Genomic DNA, 15006 nt, shown 5'->3' with positions numbered 1-15006 from the left:
CGTACGCGGCGCTGGAGCGAACGCTGTGTGTCCGCCTCCAAAAGCGCGCGATCCCCGGGTTGGACGTTGAGCGGCCGCGAACAGAGGAAGGATCCTTGAAAATGGCGTCTGCCGACAGCCTGAAGACCCGCCGCGAACTCGCGGTGGGCGGTAAGTCTTACGTCTACTACAGCCTTCGCGCCGCCGAGGAAGCCGGTCTTTCGGGCGTCTCGCGCCTGCCGGTCTCGATGAAGGTGCTGCTGGAGAACCTGCTGCGCAACGAAGACGGCAAGACCGTCGGTCCCGAGGACCTGAAGGCCCTGGCCGCCTGGCTGGTCAACAAGGGCTCGGTCGAACACGAGATCAGCTTCCGCCCGGCCCGGGTGCTGATGCAGGACTTCACCGGCGTTCCCGCCGTGGTCGACCTGGCCGCCATGCGCGACGCCATGACCAACCTGGGCGCCGATCCGGAGAAGATCAACCCGCTGACCCCCGTGGACCTGGTCATCGACCACTCGGTCATGGTCGACCACTACGGCACCGCCAAGGCCTTCGGCGAGAACGTCGCGCGCGAGTACGAGCGCAACATCGAGCGCTACCGCTTCCTGCGCTGGGGCTCCTCGGCCTTCAACAACTTCCGCGTCGTGCCGCCCGGCACCGGGATTTGCCACCAGGTGAACCTTGAGTATCTCGCCCAGACCGTCTGGCTGAACGAGGAAGCCGGCGAGACCGTCGCCTATCCCGACACCGTGGTCGGCACCGACAGCCACACCACCATGATCAACGGCCTGGCCGTGCTGGGCTGGGGCGTGGGCGGCATCGAGGCCGAGGCCGCCATGCTGGGCCAGCCGATCCCGATGCTGATCCCCGAGGTCATCGGCTTCCGGCTCTCGGGCGCCATGCCCGACGGTGCGACCGCCACCGACCTGGTGCTGACCGTCACCCAGATGCTGCGCAAGAAGGGCGTGGTCGGCAAGTTCGTCGAATTCTTCGGCCCGGGCCTCGCGGGCCTGACCCTGGAAGACCAGGCGACCATCGCCAACATGGCCCCGGAATACGGCGCCACCTGCGGCTTCTTCCCGGTGACCAAGGCCACCATCGACTATCTGCGCGCCACCGGCCGTGAGGCCCACCGCGCCGACCTGGTCGAGGCCTACGCCAAGGAACAGGGCATGTGGGTCGAGCCGGGCGACGCCGATCCGGTGTTCTCCGACACCCTGGAGCTCGACCTGGGTGCGGTCATGCCGTCTCTCGCCGGCCCGAAGCGTCCGCAGGACCGGGTCCTGCTCTCCGACGCGGCCGTCGAGTTCGCCTCCGCGCTCACCAAGGACTTCGGCAAGGGCGACGCGCCCGACGCCCGCGTTCCGGTCGCCGGCGAGAAGTTCGACGTCGGCCATGGCGACGTGGTCATCGCCGCCATCACCTCTTGCACCAACACCTCCAACCCCTCGGTTCTGATCGCCGCGGGCCTGGTGGCCAAAAAGGCCATCGAAAAGGGCCTGAAGGTGAAGCCCTGGGTGAAGACCTCGCTGGCCCCCGGCTCGCAGGTGGTCACCGACTACCTGAAGGCCGCCGGCCTGACCAAGTCGCTGGACGCCCTGGGCTTCAACCTGGTCGGCTACGGCTGCACCACCTGCATCGGCAACTCCGGTCCGCTGCCGGAGGCGATCTCGGACGCCGTCACGGCCGGCGATCTGGTGGCCTGCTCGGTGCTGTCGGGCAACCGCAACTTCGAAGGCCGCGTGAACCAGGACGTGCGGGCCAACTACCTGGCCTCTCCGCCCCTGGTGGTCGCCTACGCCCTGGCCGGCTCGATGAAGATCGACCTGGCCACCGAGTCCCTCGGCGACGGCAAGGACGGTAAGCCGGTCTATCTGCGCGACATCTGGCCGACCTCGGAAGAGATCGCCGTCCTGCAGCGCAAGCACGTCACCCAGAAGATGTTCGCCACCCGCTACGCCGATGTCTTCAAGGGCGACAAGAACTGGCAGGGCATCAAGGTGGCCGGCGGCCAGACCTATGCCTGGGACATGGGCTCGACCTACGTCCAGAACCCGCCCTACGTCCAGGACCTGAAGATGGAGCCGACCCCGGTCGTCGACATCGTCGAGGCCCGGGTGCTGGGCGTGTTCGGCGACTCGATCACCACCGACCACATCTCTCCGGCCGGTTCGATCAAGGCGACCTCGCCCGCCGGGGTCTACCTACGTGAGCGCCAGGTGCCCGCCACGGAGTACAACTCCTACGGCGCGCGCCGCGGCAACCACGAGATCATGATGCGGGGCACCTTCGCCAACATCCGGATCCGTAACAAGATCACGTCGGACATCGAGGGCGGGGTGACCAAGCACTTCCCGTCGGGCGACATCATGTCGATCTACGACGCGGCCATGCGCTACCAGTCGGAAGGCCGGCCGGCAGTGGTCTTCGCGGGCAAGGAATACGGCACCGGCTCGTCGCGCGACTGGGCGGCCAAGGGCACCAAGCTGCTGGGCGTCCGCGCCGTGATCGCCGAGAGCTTCGAGCGCATCCACCGCTCGAACCTGGTCGGCATGGGCGTGCTGCCGCTGCAGTTCACCCAGGAAGGCTGGCAGAAGCTGAACCTGACCGGCGAGGAAATCGTCACCATCCGCGGCCTGACGGAGCTTTCGCCCCGCAAGCAGCTGACGGTGGAGATGTATCGTCCGTCGGACGGCCGCATCGCCCGCTTCCCGGTCCGTTGCCGGATCGATACGCCCACCGAGCTCGAATATTTCAAGAACGGCGGCGTGTTGAACTACGTGCTGCGCAACCTCGCCCGCACGGCGGCCTAGGACGGCCGACACCCGCGGACAATACGAAGGGGCTCGCCGCCGGCGGGCCCCTTTATCTTTCCATCAGGGCCTGGTCACACCTTGTTGAAACCAATTCTTCGAGGAAGTCCGCTTTATTGCGCCACGATGCGTAAAGCCGCGCTTTTGTCCCTGATCCTGTTTGCGAGCCCCGGCCTGGCCCTGGCCGCCAAGCCGCCCGTGGTCGTCGAGCTCTTCACCGCTCAGGGCTGCGCCTCCTGCGGGGAGGCCAACAGCTATGTCGGCAAGCTCGCCGAGCGGCCGGGCGTGCTCGCCCTGACCTTCGGGGTCGACTACTGGGACTATCTCGGCTGGCCCGACACCTTCGCCAAGCCGGAGTTCGCCGACCGTCAGAAGGCGTATGTCACGCGGCTGGCCCTGCGCGAGCCCTATACGCCCCAGGTGGTGGTCGACGGCCGCGCCCAGGCGGGTGGACTGCAGACCGACAAGGTCGACAAGCTGCTGGCCAATGCGGCGCGCGATCCGCGCAATCCGCCTGACATGGCTTTCATCGGCCCGCGCCGGGTGGATGTCGGATCGGGTCTGGTTCCGCGCGGCGGCGCCGAGGTCTGGCTGGTGCGCTACGATCCGCGCGAGCAGGACGTCGTGGTCAGGACCGGCGACAACCGCGGCAAGACCGTGGTCCACCGAAACGTGGTGCGTGAGATCATACGGCTCGGGCGCTGGCGCGGCCGGCCCACGGCTTACCGCTTGCCCGCGCCCAGTGAGGAAGGCCTGGCCACCGCGGTCCTGGTGCAGGGCCCGGAGGGCGGCGGCATCCTCGCCGCGGCCCTGAAGGCGCCCTAGCGGCCCAGGGCCTGCAACTGCAAGTCGACCCAAATACGAAAAGACCCGCGCGGGTGGGGGGCATCCCGCGCGGGTCTCTCGTTGGTTTCCAGACTTGGACGATCTGGGTGTAGAGCGCCGGCTGACCGAAGCCCACGATCCAGGGGGGCTGGGGGGGCTGTTCAGGATCCGGGACCAGCAGGTTCCGGCCAACCGACGATTAGGACTATCGGTAGTGGATCAGGCGGGCGCTGGACCGAAATAAGGTCATTCCATGGCGTGAGGTTACGGTTGTTTTAGATTGCCGGAGGGGCGTGTCTGCACGGTCACGCTTCCCCGGATTGTCGGGCGACGCGGTTTGGGGTTACCCTTCGCAGCGATGGTCTTCGATCCGTCCCACCAGACCTCCCGCGCGCAGGTCTTTTTCGACCGCCACGAACTGGGGCGTATCCTCTCGCTCTATGGTCGAATGGTCGCCGCTGGCGAGTGGCGCGACTACGGCGTCGGCGCCACGGCGGAGGCCTGCGTCTTCTCGATCTTCCGGCGGGCCTCCGAGGCGCCGCTCTACCGCATCGAGAAGCGGCCTTCCCTGGCGCGCCGCCAGGGCGCCTGGGCGGTCATAGGCCAGGGCGGCCTTATCCTGCGCCGCGGCCACGACCTGGACCAGGTGCTGCGGTTCTTCGACAAGGGCCGCTTCAAGATCGTGGACTAAGGGCCAGCGCCCGCCGCAAAGAAAAACCTCGGCGGTTTCCCGCCGGGGCTTCGAATGTTCTGTCCTGGACCGGATCTAGCGGCGGTCGCCGAAGATGCTGAGCAGGAACTGGAAGAGGTTGATGAAGTCGAGATAGAGGTTCAGCGCACCCATGTTGGTGGCCACGCCCATGGCGGCTTCGTTCCCGCCCATCTCGTAATAGCTCATCTTCAGGCGCTGGGTGTCGTAGGCGATCAGGCCCGCGAAGATCAGCACGCCCACAACGCTGACGATGAAGGCCATGGCCGGGCTTTGCAGGAACATGTTGACCAGGCTGGCGATCACCAGGCCGATCAGGCCGACGATCAGGAAGCTGCCGAAGCCGGTCAGGTCCTTCTTGGTGGTGTAGCCGACCAGGGACAGGCCGCCGAAGGCCGCCGAGGTGATCAAGAATGTCGAGAAGATCGAGGTCCCGGTGTAGCGCAGGGCCAGAACGCCCAGGCCGGCGCCGATCAGGCTGACGATCGTCCAGTAGAAGATGCCCGACGAACGCGGCGTAACGTTCTTCATGGCGAACATGCCGATCAGCATCACGCCGAGCGGCGAGAACGCCACGACCATGCCCAGCAAGGTGTAGCCGACCCGGCCCGTGGGCGAGACCGAGAACATCAGGTCGCGCACCGGCGGGAAGCTGCCGGTCAGGAACGCGAGGGCGGCGGAGAGGAGCAGGCCCAGCGCAACCTTGTTGTAGACGCCGAGCATGAAGCTGCGCAGGCCCACGTCCACCGACATGTCGGCGCGATCCACGGGGATCGTGCGAGCAGCGCCGCGGTTGAAGTCGCTCATCAGAGACAAAGCCCTTTATCGAAGCGCCCCAAGCGGGCGCACCGCTGAATATCGGTGTCTGGGGTGTTCGACGCAAGGTTTCCCCGATTACGATTGCGTCAGCCCGGCCGCAGCCTAGGTAGAAGCCGATGATCCGCCTGTTCGCCGCCCTGTCCATCCCGCCGGAGATCGGCGAGGGCCTGAGCGCGCGGCAGGACGATCTGTCCGGCGCGCGATGGCGGCCGCTGGAGGCCTTTCACATCACCCTGCGGTTCTTCGGCGACGTGCGCGAGGATGTCGCGGCCGACCTGGACGCCGAGCTGGCCATGGTGACGGGCCTGCCGCTAGGCCTGGAGCTGGAAGGGGTCGGCGCGTTCGGCGAGGGGGCGGAGATCCATGCGGTCTGGGCCGGCGTGGTCGAGGACCCCGACCTGCGCAACCTGGCGGCGCGTTGCGAGACCGCCGCGCGGCGGGCGGGGCTGGCGGCCGACACGCGGGTCTACAAGCCGCATGTCACCCTGGCCTATCTGCGCCGCCCCAATCCGGCGCAGGTCGCCGACTGGATCGCGCAGAACAATCTGCTGAAGTCTCCGCCCTTCCGCGCCACCAGCTTCGGCCTCTATTCGAGCTGGCGCACGGACGAGGGCTCCCGCTATCGGCTGGAGCGGGAATATCCGCTGGTGTGAAGCCTTCCAGACGCTCCCCTTTGGGGGCGACTACGCGTCGACGGCGTGATCCTTCAGGACGCCCAGGGGCACGATGGCCAGGGTCTCCTCGTGGGTGGCCTCGAGGATCAGCTGCGGGGCCATGCCGGCGTCCAGCGCCTCCTTCCAACGCGGCGCACAGAGGCACCAGCGGTCGCCGGGCTTGAGTCCCGCGAAGCCGTAGTCCGGCATCGGTGTGGAGAGGTCGTTGCCCATGGTCTTGGAGAAGGTCAGGAACTCGGCGGTCATCACCGCGCAGACCGTATGCATCCCCACATCGTGCGGCCCGGTCTCGCAGCAGCCGTTGCGGAAGAAGCCGGTCACGGGGTCGAGCGAGCAGGAGACGAGCTCGCCGCCCAGCACGTTCTTGGCCCCGTCGTCGTAGCGGATGGTCATGCCCCCATCCTAGCCCCTAAGAAGGGCGCTTCGCCATCGGAACCATGGAGCTAGACGCTTGAGCTCGCCCCGGCCGCGCCGCAGCGCCCTCTACATGCCCGCCGTCAACGCCCGGGCCATCGAAAAGGCCCGCGAGCTGGCCTGCGACGTGGTGATCCTGGACCTGGAGGACGCCGTCGCCCCCGAGGCCAAAGACTTGGCGCGGGACCAGGCGGTGGCCGCGGTGAAGGCCGGCGGCTTTGGCCGCCGCGAGGTGGTGATCCGGATCAACGGGCTGGACACCCCCTGGGGCCGGGCCGACCTGGAGGCGACCGCGGCGTCGGGTCCCGACGCGATCCTGGCGCCCAAGGTCTCGTCGGCCGCCGACGTCGCGGCCTATGAGGCGGGGATGTCGGGCGACACCGCGCTGTGGGTGATGATCGAGACCTGCGCGGCGATCTTCGCCCTGCCCCAGATCGCCGCGGCGGGCGGGCGGCTGTCGGCCTTCGTGGCGGGGACGAACGACCTGGCCAAGGAGATGCGCTGCCGCCTGGATGTGGAACGCCTGCCCCTGGCCGGGCCTTTGTCGCTGACGGTGGCCGCCGCCCGCGCCCATGGGCTGGTGGTCCTGGACGGGGTGTTCAACGGCATCGAGGACGACGGGGGTCTGGCCGCCCAGTGCGACCAGGGCGCGGCCTTCGGCTTCGACGGCAAGACCCTGATCCATCCGCGCCAGATCGAGGCCGCGAATCGGGCCTTCAGCCCCGCCGCCGAGGACGTGGTCTGGTCGCGGACCGTCGTGGCGGCCTTCGATCTGCCGGAAAACGCGGCCAAGGGCGTGATCCGGGTGGATGGCCGGATGGTGGAGCTGTTGCATCTGGACGAGGCGCGGCGTCTGATCGCCGTCGCGGACGCCATCGCCGCATCGTGAGACGCCGGCCTTGAGATTGAGACTTCCGCTCCTGCAAGCCGCCCTGGCCCTGGCGCTCGCCGCGCACGCCCCGGCGTCCGCGCAGGAGGCCGATCCCATCGCCGCCCTCCTGGATCAGGGGCCGCCCGCGCCGGTTGCCGAACCCGCGCCGGCCGAGTCCATTCCCACCGCTCCGGCCGCGCCCGCCGCCGATCCGGAAACCGTTGACGCCGAGGCTGCCGAGGGGCCGCCGTCGCCGCCCGAACCGGAACCCGCGCCTGCGTCCGCCTTCACGCTCCCGCCGGTGAACCATGCGCCCCCGGCGACGCCATCTCCCGCGCCGGTTCCCGAGCTCCCGACGCTCCCGCGACCGCCGAGCGTCATCACGCCCGTCTACACACCGCCGCCGCCGCCGCATCCGACGCTCACCGCCCCAACCCATGTCGACGAGACTGGCCGCTCGCCGGAGGCTCCGCCCACCACCACGGACCTGAGCTATGAGTCGCGGATGCGCTCGTCCTTCGCCTCGGCGCAGGGGCTGCAGGGGCCGCTGGACGGCGCCTGGACCCTGCGCGGCGGGGAGGGGGCGGCGCTCTACACCTTGCAACTGGTCGACAACGGGCTGGAGCCGCCGGAGGGCGCCTGGCGCGACCCCCGCCGGCGCGGCGCCACCGACTCCTCCGGATTCCTCAGCGCCATCCAGCGCACCGGCGGCGAGCTGATCGTCAGCTTCTATCCGCGCCGCGGCGAGGGCGTGACCACCCTGGTGCTGAAGGCCAGCCTCGACGGGACCTGGAGCGGGGAGCTGGAGGAAGGCGGCCGGCGCCGCGCGGTCGTCCTGCGGCGGGACTAGAGGCCGAGCGCCGCCTTCGCTGCGGCGAGGGTCCGCGCCAGGGGCTCGGCCCCATAGGGCTCGGTATCGCCTCGGGCCCAGACCGGGTTCGGCCAGGCGGCGTCGCCGACCCGGCGGCCCACCACATGCACATGGAGCTGCGGCGTGACATTGCCGAGCGCCGCGACGTTCAGCTTTTCGACCTGGACCCCCAAGGCGCGGACCGCCCGGCCGGCGGCCAGGACCTCGTCGGTCAGGATCGCCAGGTCCGTCCGCGACAGGTCCTCCAGCTCGCGCGCGGCCTCGACGCGAGGGATCAGCAGGATCCAGGGATAGCGGGCGTCGTCGTGCAGCCGCACCTGGCTGAGCCCCAGGTCGCCCAGGACGTGGGACGTGGCGAGGAACGCCGAATCCACCTGAAACATCGCCGCGCCCTCCCATGATCCGACGCCGCCTTGGTAGCGGCGGGGTCGCCCCCTGTCACTTGGCCTTGCCGCAAGGCCATATGGGGGCTAGACCGCCCGCGAATTTCGCACCGCAAAACACGGGACATTTCCATGACCATGAAGAAGCCGATCCGCGTCGCGGTCACGGGCGCCGCCGGCAACATCGGTTACGCCCTCCTCTTCCGCATCGCCTCGGGCGAAATGTTCGGGAAGGACCAGCCGCTGATCCTGCAACTCCTGGAAATCCCTGTTGAAGGTCCCCAGAAGGCGCTGAAGGGCGTGGCCATGGAGCTGGAGGACTGCGCCTTCCCGCTGCTCCAGGACATGGTCCTGACCGGCGACGCCAATGTGGCGTTCAAGGACGTGAACTGGGCCCTGCTGGTCGGTTCCAAGCCGCGCGGCCCGGGCATGGAACGCGCCGACCTGCTGAAGGACAACGGCAAGATCTTCATCGCCCAGGGCCAGGCCATCGACGCCGTGGCCGCCGATGACGCCCGCGTCGCGGTGGTGGGAAACCCCTGCAACACCAACATCATGATCGCCGCCAGCCAGGCCAAGCGCCTGCCGAAGGACCGCTTCACCGCCATGGTGCGCCTGGACGAGAACCGCGGCCGCGCCCAGCTCGCCAAGAAGGCCGGCGTGGCGATCACCGAGGTCAGCGAGCTGTTCATCTACGGCAACCACAGCCCGACCATGTTCGCCGACTTCACCCACGCCAAGATCGGCGGCAAGCCGGCCGCCGAGGTGATCGGCGACGACGCCTGGCTGCAGAACGAGTACCTGCCCACCGTCGGCAAGCGCGGCGCGGCGATCATCGAGGCGCGCGGCCTGTCGTCGGCGGCCTCGGCGGCCAACGCCCTGGTCGACCACGTCCGTGACCTGACCACCGTCGGCGCGGTCCACTCCGTCGCCGTCGAGAGCCAGGGCCGCTACGGCTTCGCCGACGGCGTCTGGGCCGGCATGCCGGTGAAGACCACCGCCACCGGCTACGACGTCCTCACCAGCTACGAGATGGACGACTTCGCCAAGAGCAAGATCGCGATCACCAACGACGAACTGGTCGGCGAGCGCGAGACCGTCAAAGACATGCTGGGCTAAGCTTCCCGTGGCCCCGGTCCGGCCCCCGATCAAAATCCGATCTGATTGGATCGGATTTTGCTCAGGCCTCCTTGAATCTAGACCATTTTCTTCGCCGAACCGGCGGCCACTTCGGCGGAAAATGGTCTAGGCCCCGGACCGGGAGGCCGCCGTGACGATATTCTTCGAGATGCTGAAGGCCGGCGCGCGTTTCGCGGCGCCGGCCCTTCTGTATCTGGCCCTGACCGCCGGCCCCGCGGCCGCCGCGCCGCCGACGCCGCCTGGCTGGCCGGGGCGTGGGACGGAGAGGGCATGAGCCTGGTCCGCCAGGAGCCGGACGGCCTGGTCATCACCCTGCGCATGACGCAGGGCGGGGTCGCCCGCGACCTGGTGCAGACCTATCGCCGGGTGAAGCCCTAGTTCTCCCAGTCGCGGCCGGCGTCATCGGCCATGGCGTCCAGTTCCGCGATCCGCTGGCCGTAGACGGCCGCCACGGCTCGGCTCGATCGCCGCGCAGCGTCCTCCCGGATCTCCAGCCAGTCGTCCTGCTCGGCGCGCAGCAGGTCGTACGGCGTGCCCGCTTGTAGGGCCCGCTGGAAGGCGCGCGCCAGCCGCCGGTCAGCGGCGGCCAGGTCCGGATCGGCGCAGATCATGTCCTCGGCCGGGGAGCGCGCCCGGCGGCAGTCGAAGCTGGGACGTACGACGCGGGCCGGGTCCGGCGCGCGGACACTGGCGTCCACGCCGGCGTCGGGCGCGGCCCGGGGCGGGGTCTGCCTAGGCGCCTCAGGGTCCACGACGGGGAGGGGCGGCGGTGGCTTTGGCGCGGCCTGGATGAGGTCGGGCGACATGGTCTCCAGTGGTGCGCTCTTGCGGACCGGCGGCACGGGCCGCGGATCGGCCATGACGATGTCGATCTGGCCCTCGGCGGTCCCCGGACGCGGCTGCATCGCCGCCGGCTTCTCGGCGCGGCTGATCAGGTCGGGCCTGGCGGCCAGGCCCAGGCCAAGCCCCAGCACACAGGCGATCGCCACCCCGCCGGCCAGGGCCTTGCCGCCAAGGCGCGGCTTGGGCCTCGGCGGACCCTGGATCGCGTCCCAGACCAGCGGACGTTCTTCCTCATCATCGAAGGTCATGCACGGGCTTCCCATCTCATTCCATCAGAACGCACCCGGCGGCTGAACGGTCGCTGAACCGCGCCAGGGCGGTTGCCGCGTCGGCGCTTGGCGGCTACTCGCCGTGCAGTCCAACCGGAGACCGCCGCCATGAGCCTGGGCCCGACCCTCGAGACCGCACGGCTGATCCTGCGCCCTCCCATCGCCGAGGACTTCGACGCCTGGGCGGCCTTCGTCGCCGACGAGGAGGCCGGCCGCTTCCTCGGCGGCGCCCAGCCCCGCCCCGTGGCCTGGCGTGGCATGTGCACCATGACCGGCGCCTGGACCGTGGCCGGCTTCAGCATGTTCTCGGTGGTGGAGAAGGCCAGCGGGGCCTGGGTCGGCCGGCTGGGCCCCTGGTCGCCCGATGGCTGGCCGGGGACCGAGGTCGGCTGGGGGATCGCACGCGAGCACTGGGGCAAGGGCTATGCGCCTGAGGGCGCCACTGCGGCCATCGACTGGGCCTTCGACCAGCTCGGCTGGACCGAGGTGATCCACTGCATCGACCCCGGCAACGTCAATTCCCAGAACGTCGCCCGGCGGCTGGGCTCGACGATCCTGCGCCACGCGGTGCTGCCACCGCCCCTGAACGACAGCGTCGATGTCTGGGGCCAGACCCGCGAGCAGTGGCAGGCGCGCAGGAATGCTTAGCACTCATACGAAAATGTAACTCGTCACCGCGCCGCCGCTGGGGCTCAAATGCCGCCAAGCATCGGGGCGGGATCAAGCATGACCAGCATGGACGAGCCAAGAGCGTCCCGGATCGGATGGGGTCTCTGGACCTTGCTGATCTCATCGATGCTCATCGGCCTCATGTCGTACAGGTATCTGATCCCTGGCGATTTCGGGCTGGCCCCGCCGATCCTGGCCAACAGCTTCACGAAATACGGGGTGCTGACGGTCCATGCCGGGTTCGCGGCCACGGCCCTGATCCTCGGGCCCTTCCAGTTCATGCCGGCGTTGCGCCGCGCGAGACCGTCCCTGCACCGCCGCATCGGCACGCTCTACGTGGTCTGCTGCCTGGTCGCCGGGATGGCCGGACTGATCCTGGCGTTCGGCGCCCAGACCGGCCCGATTTCCACGGCGGGCTTCGGCTTGCTGGCGGCGGCCTGGCTGTTCACCGTCGTCCAGGCCTGGCGGCACGCCAAGGCGCGGCGCTTCGTCGACCACGAACGCTGGATGATCCGCGGCTTCGCCCTGACCCTGGCGGCGGTGACCCTGCGGCTCTACCTGCCCTTCGCGTTCCTCTCGCCCTTCGGCTACGACGACACCTACCGGGCGATCTCGTTCCTCTGCTGGGTCCCGAACCTGATCGCGGCGGAGATCTTCCTGGCGACGCGCCGACCTAGATCCAGCCCTTTTCGCGGATGATCCTGGCGTAGGTTCGGCTGACCGGCACCTCGCAGCCGTCCTTGAGCGTCAGGGTTGCGCGTCCGTCGCCGCGCTTGGCGTCGGCGATCGCGTCGCGGGCCACCCACCAGGAGCGATGGACCTGGGTTCCCTCGATCCCCTCCAGCTCGGCCACCGCGTCGGCCAGGCGCAGCAGGATCAGGTCCTGGCCCTTGGAGGTGTGCAGGCGCAGATAGTGATCCTCGGACTCCACCGCCCAGACCTCGGCGCCGCGCAGCTTCAGCGGCAGGCGTTCCAAGAACCGGGGCGGGGCCAGCGGCTCCGCCGCCGGCAGGCTTCGACGTTCCACCAGCAGGTTGATCGTCGTCATCACCAGCGAGATCAGCGCGACGATCAGGAAGAGGTAGGCGCTCTCATAGAGTCCGATCCGCTGGCCCATGAAGAGGCGATTGGCCAGCCACACAACGCCGGTGAACGGTCCGCTGATCGCCAGGGTCGTGACCAGGACCCTGAGGACGACGTGGCCGGCCTGCGCTTGCGGGCCGAAGACGAAATTGGCGACCGTGCCGCCCCAGATGGTCCCCAGCAACATCAGGGCGATCCAGTAGACGAAGCGCATCGGCAGCGTCATCTCGTCGGTGCCGAACGCCCCGGACAGGGCCAGGAACGTCCCTGCCGCGGCCGAGACCGTGAGGCCGCGCGCCCAGCTCTTAAGGTCGCTATAGGCGCCCCAGTTGAATCCCTTAAGCGTGCGCCCCTCGGCCATGGCCCTTGAGATCATGATTGCAGGCCGGTGAGAAGCAGCGCGGCGACTGGCGAAGCGCGAACGGCGGGGCGCGGCCGTCCGCGTAGTCCGCGCGGCGGCTCATGCAGGGCCGGATGCGACCCGTCGGCGGGTGCGCCACCAAGGCGGCGCCCACCTCCCAGGAGCCCTTCAGATGCCCGCAACGTCGCGCCTCGCCGCAAATCGCCACCTGCCCGTAATCAGCCTCGCCCTCGCCGCCGCCCTCGCCGCCGCCACCGCCGCTGTCGGGGCCGCCGGACCAGCCCTTGGTCTGCGGGCGCCGGACTTCGCGCCCCTCGCCGCCGCCGCGCCGCAGATCAAGGTCCACCTGGCCGCGGCGATCGTCACCTTCCTGATCGGCGGCGTGCTGCTGCTGGGCCCCAAGGGGACCCTGCCGCACCGGACCCTGGGCTGGACCTGGGCGGCGACCATGGCGACCACGGCTGTCAGCTCGCTGTTCATCCGCGAGGTGAACCATGGCGCCTTCAGTTTCATCCACGCCATCTCCGGTTGGGTGATCATCGCCCTGCCCGCGGCGCTCTACGCGGCGCGCCGCCATAATGTCCGCGCCCATCGCGGCGCGATGACCGGCATGTATGTGGGCGGCATGTTCCTGGCGGGCGGGCTGGCCTTCCTGCCGGGGCGGATTCTGTGGGCCGTGTTTTTCGCCTGATGGCGAATTAAACAGCGGTGGCGACCCCGCTCAGGTCATTGCTGCAATGCGGCTTTTCTTCCCGTGGCGCGGTTGCCACAGGGGGGCTCGGCGCCTATAACCCCGGCCACTCGCCGCACGGGCGAGCCTCCAGATCACGCATTTTCGCGGCCTCATGAACATCCACGAACACCAAGCCAAGTCCGTCCTCTCCGAGTTCGGCGTGGCGGTTCCACGCGGCTACGCCGCCTTCACCGTCGAAGACGCCGTCAGGGCCGCGAAGAACCTCGGGGGGCCGGTCTTCGTCGTGAAGTCCCAGATCCACGCCGGCGGGCGCGGCAAGGGGCGGTTCGAAGGCCTCGGGTCCGACGCCAAGGGCGGGGTCCGGGTGGTCAAGTCGGCCGACGACGTCCGCACCAACGCCCAGGAGATGCTGGGGCGGGTGCTGGTGACCCACCAGACGGGTCCCAAGGGCAAGCAGGTCAACCGCCTCTACATCGAGGAAGGCGCGGACATCGCCAAGGAATTCTACCTGTCGCTGCTGGTCGACCGCGAAACGAGCCGGGTCTCGGTCGTGGCCTCCACCGAGGGCGGCATGGACATCGAGGAGGTCGCCCACTCGACCCCCGAGAAGATCGTGACCTTCTCGATCGATCCGGCCACCGGCGTCTTCCCGCACCATGCGCGGGCCCTGTCGAAGGCGCTCGGCCTCTCCGGCGGTCTCGCCAAGGAAGCCGCCACCCTGCTCGGCCAGCTCTATGCGGCGTTCCTGGCCAAGGACATGAGCATGCTGGAGATCAATCCGTTGATCGTCACCGGCGATGGTCACCTGCGGGTCCTGGACGCCAAGGTCAGCTTCGATAGCAACGCCCTCTTCCGCCACCCCGACATCGTCGCCCTGCGCGACGAGAGCGAGGAGGACCCCAAGGAGATCGAGGCCGCCAAGTTCGACCTCTCCTATATCGCCCTCGACGGCGAGATCGGCTGCATGGTCAACGGCGCGGGCCTGGCCATGGCGACCATGGACATCATCAAGCTCTACGGGGCCGAACCGGCCAACTTCCTGGACGTGGGCGGCGGCGCCGACGAGCCCAAGGTGACGGCGGCCTTCAAGATCATCATGGCCGATCCCAACGTGAAGGGCATCCTGGTCAACATCTTCGGCGGCATCGCCCGCTGCGACATCCTGGCCAACGGCGTGGTCAACGCGGTCAAGCAGGTGGGCCTGAACGTGCCCCTGGTCGTGCGCCTGGAAGGCACCAACGCCGAGCTGGGCAAGAAGATCATCAATGAGAGCGGCCTCGACGTGATCGCCGCCAACGATCTCAGCGACGGCGCCGAGAAGATCGTCAAAGCCGTCCGGGAGCGTGCGTAATGTCCATCCTGATCGGCAAGGACACCCGGGTCATCTGCCAGGGCATCACCGGCGCCCAAGGCACCTTCCACTCCGAGCAGGCGATCGCCTACGGAACGAAGATGGTCGGCGGCGTCACCCCGGGTAAGGGCGGGACCACCCACATCGGCCTGCCGGTGTTCGACACCGTGCGTGAGGCGGCCCAGCAGACCGGCGCCGACGCCAGCGTGATCTATGTCCCGCCGCCGTTCGCCGCCGA

The 15006-nt window shown here is 69.0% G+C and carries 17 protein-coding genes and 1 pseudogene; 13 read left to right on the top strand and 5 right to left on the bottom strand.

The window, feature by feature from the left end; translation table 11 throughout:
* Positions 1 to 101 precede the first annotated feature (101 nt).
* The 3 genes from acnA (at position 102) to Q8Q77_RS00520 (ending at position 4308) form a co-directional block, all read left to right on the top strand.
* A complete protein-coding gene (gene acnA / locus Q8Q77_RS00530; RefSeq protein WP_305580084.1) occupies positions 102 to 2792 on the top strand; it encodes an aconitate hydratase AcnA in 2691 nt (896 codons plus the stop codon).
* A 144-nt stretch (positions 2793 to 2936) separates the two neighbouring features.
* The gene (locus tag Q8Q77_RS00525) at positions 2937 to 3617 is read left to right on the top strand and encodes a DUF1223 domain-containing protein (protein ID WP_371130376.1); all 681 of its coding nucleotides are present in this window, start codon (positions 2937 to 2939) and stop codon (positions 3615 to 3617) included.
* Positions 3618 to 3975: 358 nt separating this feature from the next.
* Positions 3976 to 4308, top strand: coding sequence for a DUF2794 domain-containing protein (locus Q8Q77_RS00520; RefSeq protein WP_305580080.1), 333 nt, complete (start codon positions 3976 to 3978; stop codon positions 4306 to 4308).
* A 75-nt stretch (positions 4309 to 4383) separates the two neighbouring features.
* Here Q8Q77_RS00520 and Q8Q77_RS00515 read toward each other — a convergent pair whose 3' ends face one another.
* Positions 4384 to 5133, bottom strand: coding sequence for a Bax inhibitor-1/YccA family protein (locus Q8Q77_RS00515; protein ID WP_305580078.1), 750 nt, complete (start codon positions 5131 to 5133; stop codon positions 4384 to 4386).
* A gap of 128 nt (positions 5134 to 5261) precedes the next feature.
* Here Q8Q77_RS00515 and thpR point away from each other — a divergent pair, with 128 nt between their 5' ends.
* The gene (gene thpR, locus Q8Q77_RS00510) at positions 5262 to 5798 is read left to right on the top strand and encodes an RNA 2',3'-cyclic phosphodiesterase (RefSeq protein ID WP_305580076.1); all 537 of its coding nucleotides are present in this window, start codon (positions 5262 to 5264) and stop codon (positions 5796 to 5798) included.
* Between the two features lie 30 nt (positions 5799 to 5828).
* Here the strand turns inward: thpR and Q8Q77_RS00505 are convergent, their stop codons facing one another.
* Entirely contained in the window at positions 5829 to 6212 is a 384-nt protein-coding gene (locus Q8Q77_RS00505) for a DUF2237 family protein (RefSeq protein WP_305580074.1), read from the bottom strand.
* Positions 6213 to 6270: 58 nt separating this feature from the next.
* Here Q8Q77_RS00505 and Q8Q77_RS00500 point away from each other — a divergent pair, with 58 nt between their 5' ends.
* Both Q8Q77_RS00500 and Q8Q77_RS00495 read left to right on the top strand, forming a co-directional pair.
* Positions 6271 to 7122: a CoA ester lyase gene (locus tag Q8Q77_RS00500; protein WP_305580072.1), complete on the top strand. Its 852-nt coding sequence runs from the start codon at positions 6271 to 6273 to the stop codon at positions 7120 to 7122.
* Positions 7123 to 7138: 16 nt separating this feature from the next.
* Positions 7139 to 7954 carry a hypothetical protein gene (locus Q8Q77_RS00495; RefSeq protein ID WP_305580070.1) on the top strand — a complete coding sequence of 272 codons (816 nt, stop codon included), beginning with the start codon at positions 7139 to 7141 and terminating at the stop codon, positions 7952 to 7954.
* Here Q8Q77_RS00495 and Q8Q77_RS00490 read toward each other — a convergent pair.
* Positions 7951 to 8358, bottom strand: a complete 408-nt coding sequence (locus Q8Q77_RS00490) for an HIT domain-containing protein (protein ID WP_305580068.1) — start codon at positions 8356 to 8358, stop codon at positions 7951 to 7953. The two genes, Q8Q77_RS00495 and Q8Q77_RS00490, sit on opposite strands and share 4 nt — an antisense overlap.
* Before the next feature lie 138 nt (positions 8359 to 8496).
* Here Q8Q77_RS00490 and Q8Q77_RS00485 point away from each other — a divergent pair, with 138 nt between their 5' ends.
* Together Q8Q77_RS00485 and Q8Q77_RS00480 are read left to right on the top strand one after the other, a co-directional pair.
* Positions 8497 to 9477: a malate dehydrogenase gene (locus Q8Q77_RS00485; protein ID WP_371130380.1), complete on the top strand. Its 981-nt coding sequence runs from the start codon at positions 8497 to 8499 to the stop codon at positions 9475 to 9477.
* A gap of 151 nt (positions 9478 to 9628) precedes the next feature.
* The gene (locus Q8Q77_RS00480; protein ID WP_305580064.1) at positions 9629 to 9772 is read left to right on the top strand and encodes a hypothetical protein; all 144 of its coding nucleotides are present in this window, start codon (positions 9629 to 9631) and stop codon (positions 9770 to 9772) included.
* A 100-nt stretch (positions 9773 to 9872) separates the two neighbouring features.
* On the opposite strand, the gene Q8Q77_RS00475 is transcribed toward Q8Q77_RS00480, so the two are convergent.
* Entirely contained in the window at positions 9873 to 10589 is a 717-nt protein-coding gene (locus tag Q8Q77_RS00475; protein ID WP_305580062.1) for a lysozyme inhibitor LprI family protein, read from the bottom strand.
* A 129-nt stretch (positions 10590 to 10718) separates the two neighbouring features.
* On the opposite strand from Q8Q77_RS00475, the gene Q8Q77_RS00470 reads away from it, so the two are divergent.
* Together Q8Q77_RS00470 and Q8Q77_RS00465 are read left to right on the top strand one after the other, a co-directional pair.
* Positions 10719 to 11258, top strand: a complete 540-nt coding sequence (locus Q8Q77_RS00470; protein ID WP_305580060.1) for a GNAT family N-acetyltransferase — start codon at positions 10719 to 10721, stop codon at positions 11256 to 11258.
* Positions 11259 to 11336: 78 nt separating this feature from the next.
* Complete coding sequence (locus Q8Q77_RS00465) at positions 11337 to 11978, top strand: DUF2306 domain-containing protein (protein ID WP_305580058.1); 642 nt, start codon at positions 11337 to 11339, stop codon at positions 11976 to 11978.
* Here Q8Q77_RS00465 and Q8Q77_RS00460 read toward each other — a convergent pair.
* Positions 11953 to 12738 (bottom strand): LytTR family DNA-binding domain-containing protein, encoded by a 786-nt coding sequence (locus Q8Q77_RS00460; RefSeq protein ID WP_305580056.1) that lies wholly within the window; start codon positions 12736 to 12738, stop codon positions 11953 to 11955. The two genes, Q8Q77_RS00465 and Q8Q77_RS00460, sit on opposite strands and share 26 nt — an antisense overlap.
* Before the next feature lie 157 nt (positions 12739 to 12895).
* Here Q8Q77_RS00460 and Q8Q77_RS00455 point away from each other — a divergent pair, with 157 nt between their 5' ends.
* From Q8Q77_RS00455 to Q8Q77_RS00445, 3 genes and pseudogenes are all read left to right on the top strand, one after another.
* On the top strand, positions 12896 to 13414 hold the full coding sequence (locus Q8Q77_RS00455) for a DUF2306 domain-containing protein (protein ID WP_305580054.1): 519 nt from the start codon (positions 12896 to 12898) through the stop codon (positions 13412 to 13414).
* Positions 13415 to 13568: 154 nt separating this feature from the next.
* On the top strand, positions 13569 to 14768 hold the full coding sequence (sucC, locus tag Q8Q77_RS00450; protein ID WP_305580052.1) for an ADP-forming succinate--CoA ligase subunit beta: 1200 nt from the start codon (positions 13569 to 13571) through the stop codon (positions 14766 to 14768).
* Positions 14768 to 15006, top strand: a pseudogene (locus tag Q8Q77_RS00445) (succinate--CoA ligase subunit alpha); the annotation flags it as partial. The gene sucC and the pseudogene Q8Q77_RS00445, both read left to right, overlap by 1 nt.

This window comes from Phenylobacterium sp., assembly GCF_030698145.1.
Taxonomy (GTDB): Bacteria; Pseudomonadota; Alphaproteobacteria; order Caulobacterales; family Caulobacteraceae; genus Phenylobacterium.
Note: the sequence above shows the minus strand (reverse complement) of the source record. Positions and strands in the feature narration are given on the sequence as shown.

Coding starts and splice junctions, on each gene's coding strand:
- Q8Q77_RS00460 (WP_305580056.1), bottom strand. CDS start 12,738: ATGATCTCAAGGGCCATGGCCGAGGGGCGCACGCTTAAGGGATTCAAC.
- Q8Q77_RS00465 (WP_305580058.1), top strand. CDS start 11,337: ATGACCAGCATGGACGAGCCAAGAGCGTCCCGGATCGGATGGGGTCTC.
- Q8Q77_RS00515 (WP_305580078.1), bottom strand. CDS start 5,133: ATGAGCGACTTCAACCGCGGCGCTGCTCGCACGATCCCCGTGGATCGC.
- Q8Q77_RS00520 (WP_305580080.1), top strand. CDS start 3,976: ATGGTCTTCGATCCGTCCCACCAGACCTCCCGCGCGCAGGTCTTTTTC.
- Q8Q77_RS00485 (WP_371130380.1), top strand. CDS start 8,497: ATGAAGAAGCCGATCCGCGTCGCGGTCACGGGCGCCGCCGGCAACATC.
- Q8Q77_RS00490 (WP_305580068.1), bottom strand. CDS start 8,358: ATGTTTCAGGTGGATTCGGCGTTCCTCGCCACGTCCCACGTCCTGGGC.
- acnA (WP_305580084.1), top strand. CDS start 102: ATGGCGTCTGCCGACAGCCTGAAGACCCGCCGCGAACTCGCGGTGGGC.
- thpR (WP_305580076.1), top strand. CDS start 5,262: ATGATCCGCCTGTTCGCCGCCCTGTCCATCCCGCCGGAGATCGGCGAG.
- sucC (WP_305580052.1), top strand. CDS start 13,569: ATGAACATCCACGAACACCAAGCCAAGTCCGTCCTCTCCGAGTTCGGC.
- Q8Q77_RS00470 (WP_305580060.1), top strand. CDS start 10,719: ATGAGCCTGGGCCCGACCCTCGAGACCGCACGGCTGATCCTGCGCCCT.
- Q8Q77_RS00455 (WP_305580054.1), top strand. CDS start 12,896: ATGCCCGCAACGTCGCGCCTCGCCGCAAATCGCCACCTGCCCGTAATC.
- Q8Q77_RS00505 (WP_305580074.1), bottom strand. CDS start 6,212: ATGACCATCCGCTACGACGACGGGGCCAAGAACGTGCTGGGCGGCGAG.
- Q8Q77_RS00475 (WP_305580062.1), bottom strand. CDS start 10,589: ATGACCTTCGATGATGAGGAAGAACGTCCGCTGGTCTGGGACGCGATC.